Source organism: Pauljensenia hongkongensis, from assembly GCF_001746855.1.
In the GTDB taxonomy this organism is placed as follows: Bacteria; Actinomycetota; Actinomycetes; order Actinomycetales; family Actinomycetaceae; genus Pauljensenia; species Pauljensenia hongkongensis.
The window spans coordinates 1,458,572-1,462,807 of record NZ_CP017298.1; the positions used below are offsets into that span (position 1 = coordinate 1,458,572).

A 4,236-nucleotide genomic window follows, 5' to 3' on the forward strand; every position below is an offset into this window, starting at 1 on the left:
CGCGTGCGCGCCGCCCGCCGAGTCCGGCCCACCTGCCTGGGGCCCGCTGCCCGTCGCGCGCGGCCCGGCCCGCGCCTCGTCGATCGCGGACCACACGATGTCCTCGAAGCGCTGGGCGCGCCCCCCGCCCCGGGTCGTGGCCAGGGCCCGCCAGGCGATGCCCGCGCCCACGGCCCCGACGCCGAGCGCGCCGATGACCAGCGGCCCCGCCAGTTGGGGCAGGCGGCGGGCCACTCCGCCGGCGCCCGCCTTGTTGACCGGAGTCGACACGCGCATCCAACGCCGGACCTCGCGCCAAGGGGTCTGCTCGTTCATAATCCCTTCACTCCTCTCAGAGCCTTGTTGCGCAGCGCCCGCCACACGGCTCCGATGCCGCGGGCCGTGGCCGAGATCGGCCGGGCGCCCTCGTAGTCGATGGGGTAGGTGACCGCGCGGGGGTCGGCGCGCTCCAGTGAGGCCACGGTGTTCCACGTGCTCACCGCCGTGGGCTCCAGCAGGTCCTGCCAGATCTCGTGGTGGGTGACGCGCGCCTCCTCGTCGGGGGCGGGCAGCATGGCCCGCAGAGAGGCGACCGCCTTTCCGAGGCGGTCCCACGGGGTCACGGCCGCCCGCCGTTCCATGAGGCGCACGGTCTCGGTGTACGTGGCCGACGAGTGCGCGTAGTAGAGGGGCCGCTTGCGGGGGCGCACCAGGGTCCTCCCAACGGTGACCCTGCGGTCGGGCGAGCGGTCGGGGCTGCCGTCCATGCTCGGGACGACGTCCTGGTCGTGGGCGACGGTGACGATGGTGACGTCCGGGCGCACGGCGACCCGTCTGTTGGGCGCCCCGGTGGACAGGATGCCCACCACGTTGACGCCGGCCTCGGCGGGGTCGCGCGAGGCCAGGACCGACGCGACGAGGCCCCCCTGGGAGTGCCCGCACACCAGGACGGGCTCGCTGCTCCACTGCTCCTCGGGGACGGAGTCGGCGGCCATCGCGCGGTGGAGGGCGGCCACCAGGCCGACGCCCATCGCCGAGTCGAGGCCCAGCATGAGGCGGATGTTCACCTCGATGTCGGCGGGGTTGTGGGTGGAGCCGAACCGCATGCTCTCGGTGCCGACCATGGACACGAGCCACCTGCGGGCCCCTCCGGTCCCCACGCGGCAGATCTTGATGACGGCGCCCGTGGTGGCTGCCCAGTAGAGCTCGTCGATGTCGGCGCACAGGTCGGCCAGGGACTCCGGCGGCGCCGCCCGGCGGATCTGGGCCTCGGGGTGCCCCTCGGGGGGCTCGAGCATGGCGGGGTCGGCGGCGGAGTCCCTGATGATCCGCGTGTTGACGCCGCCGCCCCTCCAGACGCCCACCGCGGTGCCGACGGTGAGCATCCCGGTCATGAGGGCGTCGTAACCGCGCCTGGGTATGAGCGGCAGGGAGGCGGCCAGGCGCCCGTCGCGGTCGCGCCCCACCGCGATGGCGGCGCGCGCCCACAGGCGGCCCAGGGAGGCGAGGCGGCGGGCGGCGTGGGCCAGGGAGCGGACGACCAGGGTGTCCAGGCCGGGCTGGTCGAAGAAGACCTTCTGCGCTTCCTCGGAGATGGCCCCGCCCATCGCGTCCGCCCTGGCGCGGGCCCATTGGCGCGCGCCCTCGGGCAGGAACTGGGCGTCGGCGGCCGCTCCGACCGCGATGGTGGCGGCGATCCCGGGGATGATGGGCGCCAGGCGCAGGCGCAGGTAGATGCCGGGGTACGCCTGGGGGACCCGGCGCAGGGAGTGGTAGCGGCGGCGTCCGCGGCGCGGGGTGCGCGCCCGTCGCTTTGCGGCCATGTGCTCCCTTCCCTCGTGGTGCGTCAATGCCAACTCTAGGGCCTCGGGGCCCGGGCGTCCCCGCTTTCCGCGAGCTGGCCCGGGCTGTGCGCAGGACCACCGCCCCACCATCGACACACATACCCCCTGGGGGTATATTGGTCCCATGAGCGGCACGAACACGCACGGACACCCCGGCTATTGCGCGGACACGGCGCGCTACCTCGCGCGCCTGCGCCGCATCGAGGGCCAGATCCGGGGCCTGCAGCGCATGGTCGCCCAGGACGAGTACTGCATCGACGTCCTCACCCAGGTCTCCGCCGTCCAGTCCGCGCTCGACTCCGTGGCCATCGCGCTGCTCAAGGACCACATGAACCACTGCGTGGCCGCCGCCGCCCGCGAATCCGACGAGGCGGGGGCCGCCAAGGTCGAGGAGGCCGCCACAGCCATCGCCCGCCTCATCAAGTCCTGACCCACTCGAACCGACAACCCACAAGGAGAGAGCACAATGAGCACTGACATCGACCGCACCATCGAACTGTCCGTCAAAGGGATGACGTGCGGGCACTGCGTCATGAGCGTCACCGAGGAGCTCGAGGAGATCCCGGGCGTGATGAACGTCGAGGTGATCCTCAACCCGCAGGGGGCCTCGAAGGTCACCGTCCTCACCGACACCCCCCTCGACGACGCGGCCCTGGCCGACGCCGTCTCCGAGGCGGGCTTCGAACTGGCCGGGATCGCCCGGGACTTCTAGCCGAGGGGCCCGCGGCCCACGCGGGGCGCCCGGCCCGATCGGGGCCCGCCCCGCGGCCGCGCCCCAGAACGGATGACACGCGCACTATGACTACTACGACCACCGACCCCGCCCCGCGGCCGCGCCCCAGAACGGATGACACGCGCACTATGACTACTACGACCACCGACCCCGCCGCGGCGGCCACCACCCGGGCGGCCACCACCCGCACCGGCCAGGACGCTCCCCGTATCGGGGAGGGCGCGCGCCGGACCGCGCGCGAACTCGCCCGCCGACTCACCATCAGCGCCCCCCTGGGCCTCTTCGCGATGGCGGTGTCGATGGTGTCCGCGTGGCAGTTCCCGGGCTGGCAGTGGGCGGTCGCCCTCGCCTCCGTCCCCGTGGTGACGTGGGGGGCCTGGCCCTTCCACCGGGCCGCGTTCGCCGCGGGGCGCCACGGCTCGACCACGATGGACACCCTGGTCTCCCTGGGGGTCGTCGCCTCGACCCTGTGGAGCTGGTGGGCGCTGCTGCTGGGCGGCGCGGGCGAAGTGGGGATGCGGATGAGCATGTCCCTGATCCCCCGCGCCTCCCACTCGGGCCACGCCGAGATCTACTTCGAGGGCGCGTGCATGATCGTCGTCTTCCTGCTGACCGGCAGGTGGATGGAGGCCCGCGCACGCTACCGCGCCGGCGACGCCCTGCGCGCCCTCCTCGAGCTCGGCGTGACGGAGGCGACACTGGTCGAGCAGGGCCCCGACGGCGGGCGCATCGAGCGCACGGTCCCCGCCTCGTCCCTGGCGGTCGGCGACCTGTTCCTGGTGCGCCCGGGCCAGAAGGTGGCGACCGACGGCGTCGTCGTCTCCGGGGCGTCCGCCATCGACGCCTCCCTGCTGACCGGCGAGTCCGTGCCCGTGGACGTGGGCGAGGGGGACGCTGTCACCGGCGCCACCGTCAACACGTGGGGCGCCCTCACTGTGCGCGCCACCCGGGTCGGCGCCGACACGGCCCTGTCGCAGATCGGCCGCATGGTCGCCGAGGCGCAGGCCGGCAAGGCCCCCGTCCAGCGCCTCGCGGACCGGATCTCCGGGGTCTTCGTGCCCGTCGTCATCGCCGTATCCCTGCTCACCGCCATCGGGTGGCTGGCGTCGGGGGCCGCCCTCCAAGTCGCCCTCACCAGCGCCGTCGCCGTCCTGGTGGTCGCGTGCCCGTGCGCGCTGGGCCTGGCGACGCCGACCGCGCTGCTCGTGGGGTCGGGGCGCGCCTCGCAGCTGGGCGTCGTCATCCGCAACGCCGAGGCCCTGGAGCGCACCCGCCGTGTCGACACGGCCCTGCTGGACAAGACGGGGACGGTGACCACCGGCCGCATGTCCTTGGAATCGGCGCTGGGCGCACCGGGGGTGGCCGACTCGGAGCTGCTGCGCGTGGCCGCGGGGGCGGAGGCGGCCTCGGAGCACCCCCTCGCCCGGGCGATCACGGCGGGAGCGGCCGAGCGCGGCATCGCCCCCGCCGCCACGTCCACCTTCACGAACCAGGCGGGGCTGGGGGTGTGCGCCGTCCTCGACTCCGAGGCGGGGGAGCTGGCGCTCGTGGGCCGCGCCTCGTGGCTAGAGTCCCTGGGCGTCTCCATCGACGGGGCCCTGGCCGACCGCCTGCGCGACGCCGAGGCCTCGGGCGCCTCGGCGGTCGTCGCCGCCGTCGTCGAGGACTGGGAGCGCGCCG

Annotated in this window: 4 protein-coding genes and 1 pseudogene; 3 read left to right on the plus strand and 2 right to left on the minus strand. The window is 74.5% G+C overall.

What is annotated here, in order from left to right:
• Positions 1–315: pseudogene (locus tag BH719_RS09670) on the minus strand (pyridine nucleotide-disulfide oxidoreductase); the annotation flags it as partial.
• Positions 312–1,802 (minus strand): alpha/beta hydrolase family protein, encoded by a 1,491-nt coding sequence (locus tag BH719_RS06045; RefSeq protein WP_009743919.1) that lies wholly within the window; start codon positions 1,800–1,802, stop codon positions 312–314. The gene BH719_RS06045 and the pseudogene BH719_RS09670, both read right to left, overlap by 4 nt.
• A gap of 145 nt (positions 1,803–1,947) precedes the next feature.
• Between BH719_RS06045 and BH719_RS06050 the strand changes: the two genes are divergently transcribed.
• The 3 genes from BH719_RS06050 to BH719_RS10110 form a co-directional block, all read left to right on the plus strand.
• A complete protein-coding gene (locus BH719_RS06050) occupies positions 1,948–2,253 on the plus strand; it encodes a metal-sensitive transcriptional regulator (protein WP_009743920.1) in 306 nt (101 codons plus the stop codon).
• A gap of 36 nt (positions 2,254–2,289) precedes the next feature.
• A complete protein-coding gene (locus tag BH719_RS06055; RefSeq protein ID WP_009743921.1) occupies positions 2,290–2,535 on the plus strand; it encodes a heavy-metal-associated domain-containing protein in 246 nt (81 codons plus the stop codon).
• Positions 2,536–2,684: 149 nt separating this feature from the next.
• Positions 2,685–4,236 (plus strand): HAD-IC family P-type ATPase (locus BH719_RS10110; RefSeq protein ID WP_245683267.1); only part of this gene is annotated, 1,552 nt, incomplete at its 3' end.